The sequence below is a fragment of the Massilia sp. P2_C2 genome (genome assembly GCF_056404615.1).
In genome coordinates, this window is record NZ_JBFUDR010000467.1 from 1 (window position 1) to 3,415 (window position 3,415).

General features: G+C 69.6%; 3 protein-coding genes. 2 read left to right on the forward strand and 1 reads right to left on the reverse strand.

Going from position 1 to position 3,415, the window contains the following annotated elements:
- Both AC1DYX_RS29460 and AC1DYX_RS29465 read left to right on the forward strand, forming a co-directional pair.
- Window positions 1-1,535, forward strand: a 1,535-nt coding sequence (locus tag AC1DYX_RS29460; protein WP_477265513.1) for a putative bifunctional diguanylate cyclase/phosphodiesterase, incomplete at its 5' end; no start/stop codon positions are given.
- A gap of 65 nt (window positions 1,536-1,600) precedes the next feature.
- The gene (locus tag AC1DYX_RS29465; RefSeq protein ID WP_477265515.1) at window positions 1,601-2,815 is read left to right on the forward strand and encodes a pyridoxal phosphate-dependent aminotransferase; all 1,215 of its coding nucleotides are present in this window, start codon (window positions 1,601-1,603) and stop codon (window positions 2,813-2,815) included.
- A 68-nt stretch (window positions 2,816-2,883) separates the two neighbouring features.
- Here the strand turns inward: AC1DYX_RS29465 and AC1DYX_RS29470 are convergent.
- Window positions 2,884-3,415, reverse strand: a 532-nt coding sequence (locus tag AC1DYX_RS29470; RefSeq protein WP_477265517.1) for a response regulator, incomplete at its 5' end; no start/stop codon positions are given.

Sequence of the window (3,415 nt, forward strand, 5' to 3'; positions counted from 1 at the left end):
GCCCGTGGCTCGTGCCGCTGGCCGCGCTGCACGGCATCGACAACGGCATCGACACGGCCATCGTGTGCGGCGAGCGCACGTTCGGCGTACTGGGCGTGTACGCCACGCCCGGTCGCCGCTTCGGCGCGGACGACGCGAATTTCCTGCACGGCGTGGCCAACATCCTCGCCACTGCCGTCGAGCGCCAGGAAGCGCGTAACCGCCTGACCTACCTGGCCCAGTACGATCCCCTGACGAACCTGCCCAACCGGCGCCGCCTCGCGCAATGCCTCGAAGACGCGATCGCTCACGCCGCCAGGAGCGACAGCCGCGCGGCCGTCATGTTCATCGACCTGGACCGCTTCAAGAACATCAACGACATGCTGGGCCATGGCGTGGGCGACCAGTTGCTCGTGCAGGCCGCGAAGCGCCTGCTGGCCTGCGCGCGCGCGGGCGACGTCGTGGCGCGCCTGGGCGGCGACGAGTTCGCGCTCGTGCTGCCCGCGGTGGCGGACGACGGCGATGCGGCCGCGATCGCCGGCCAGGTCATCGACGCGCTGGCCCAGCCCTTCTACCTCGTGGGCCAGCAACTGTTCGTGTCGGCCAGCGTCGGCATCGCCACCTATCCGGAGAACGGCCGCGACGCCGAGGCGCTGCTGAAGAACGCCGACACCGCGATGTACGGCGCCAAGAACAGCGGCCGCAACAACTACCAGTTCTACGTGGCCGAGATGCACGAGAACGCGGCCCAGCGCCTGCAGACGGAAACCCAGCTGCGCCTCGCGCTGGAGCGCGGCGAATTCCTGCTGCATTACCAGCCCAAGCTCGACCTGGCGACGGGCGCCATCAGCGGGTTCGAGGCCCTGCTGCGCTGGCACCACCCCCAGCGCGGCCTCGTGCCGCCGCTGGAATTCATCGACATCCTGGAAGACACGGGCCTGATCCTGCCGGTCGGCGAATGGGTCATCGGCGAGGCCTGCCGCCAGCTCAAGGCGTGGGAAGCACAGGGCATGGTCGCGGCGCCGGTGGCGATCAACCTGTCCGCGCGCCAGTTGCAGCAGGCCGACCTGGCCGGCGCCGTCGAGCGCATCGTGCACGGCGCCGGCGTCGACCCCGCGCTGCTGGAATTCGAACTGACGGAATCGATGCTGATGGCGAACCCGGAGGCCGCCGTCGAGATCCTCACCCGCATCAAGGCCCTCGGCATGCGCCTGTCCGTGGACGATTTCGGCACCGGCTATTCGAGCCTGGCSTACCTGAAGCGTTTCCCGCTCGACGCGCTGAAGATCGACCGCACGTTCGTGCGCGACCTGCCGAACGATCCGGACGATGCCGCCATCACCAAGGCCGTGATCCGCCTGGCACACAGCCTGAACCTGAAGGTGGTGGCCGAGGGCGTGGAGAGCGCGGACCAGCTGCGCGAACTGGAGATGTACGACTGCGACGAGATCCAGGGTTATTACGTCAGCCGTCCGCTGCCGGCCCAGGACTGTGCAGCGCTGCTGGCCGGCGCCCAGGCGATGCTGGCCCAGGTGCTGACCCGGGTACTGACCTGAGCGCCCGGCAGGGATGGCGCACTTCGGCTAAGATAGCGGGATTCCCCGGTTTCACACTCCTCACCATGCCAGACTTGCACCACCGGCTCGCGCGCCGCGTCGACGCCATCGAACCCTTCCGCGTGATGGAAATGGTCAAGGCCGCTGCCGCGCTGACGCGCGCCGGCCACGACGTCATCAGCATGAGCGTCGGCGAGCCCGATTTCACGGCCCCCGACATGGTCGCGCGCGCCGCCATGGACGCCATCCAGAAAGGCGCCACGCAATACACCGAATCGCTCGGCCTGCCGGCACTGCGCGAAGCCATCTCCGCCCACTATGCCCGCGCCTGCGGCCTCGACATCGCTCCGCAGCGCATCGTCGTGACGGCCGGCGCGTCGGCCGGCCTGCTGCTCGCGTGCGCGGCGCTCGTGGCCGAAGGCGACGAAGTGCTGATGCCCGACCCCAGCTATCCCTGCAACCGCCATTTCGTCAGCGCGTTCGGCGGCAAGGCCGTCCTCGTACCGTCCGGCCCCGCCGAGCGCTACCAGCTCACGGCCGGCCACGTCGCGCAACACTGGAACGGGCACACGCGCGGCGTGATCGTCGCCTCGCCGTCGAACCCGACCGGCACCTCGATGACGCCGGCGCAGACGCAAGGCGTCATCGAAGCCGTGCGCGCACGCGGCGGCTTCGCCATCGTCGACGAGATCTACCAGGGACTCTACTATGGCGAACAGCCGGGCGACCGCGCAACGAGCGCCCTGTCGTTCGGCGACGACGTCATCACCGTCAACAGCTTCTCGAAGTATTTCAGCATGACGGGCTGGCGCCTGGGCTGGCTCGTGCTGCCGGAGGCGCTCGTGCCGGCCGTCGAGAAGCTGGCGCAAAACCTGTTCATCTGCGCTCCCGCCATCGCCCAGCATGCGGCACTGGCCGCGTTCCACGACGACGCCATCGCCGTCTTCGAGGAACGCCGCGAGGAATTCCGCCGCCGCCGCGACTTCCTCGTGCCCGCGCTGCGCGACCTGGGCTTCGCCGTGCCCGTGCTGCCGGACGGCGCGTTCTACGTGTACGCCGACATCACTGGCGTAAATCACCCGCTTGCACCCGACAGCAGCGCATTCGGGATGGCCGTGCTGCGCGACGCGCTGGTGGCGATCGTGCCGGGCGACGACTTCGGCGTCGCCGCGCCAAAGCAGCACGTACGCTTTTCGTACGCGACGAAATACGAGCGGATCGAACAGGCCGTCGAGCGGCTGGCGCGCCTGGTAGGGTGGGCACACCGTGCCCACGCGTAACGTCAACAAACCGCATACGTCACGCGTGGGCACGTTTCATTTGAGGCCCCCGGCCTCAAATGCCCACCCTACTGGCCGGGCGCGGAAGCGACGACGGCCAGCAGCGCGCTCGCGGCCACCGGCTTGACGAGATAGCGGTCGAACCCGGCAGCGAAGCCGCGCGCCTCGTCGTCCGGCTGGCCATAGCCCGTCAGCGCGATGGCATACGGCCGCGCGCCTTCCTGCCTTGCCCGCAGCAAGCGCATCAGCGCGAGGCCGTCCAGGCCCGGCAGGCCGATGTCGCACACGATCACGTCCCACGGCTGCTCCAGCGCCAGCGCGAGTCCCGCGTGCCCGTCCGGCGCGCATTGCACGTCATGGCCTTCGGTGGCCAGGATGTCGGCCAGCGTGGCGCTCGCGTCCACATTGTCTTCCACGAGCAAAATGCGGCGCCGGCCCGGCGTCGCCGATTGTCCGGCCGGCTCGGGCACGGCAGGGAAGCGGGCGGAGCGCGGCAAACGGACCGTGAAGCGGCTGCCGCTGCCGGCACCGTCGCTGTGCGCCTCCACCGTCCCGCCGTGCATGCCGACGAGGTTGCGCACGACGTTCAGGCCCACGCCC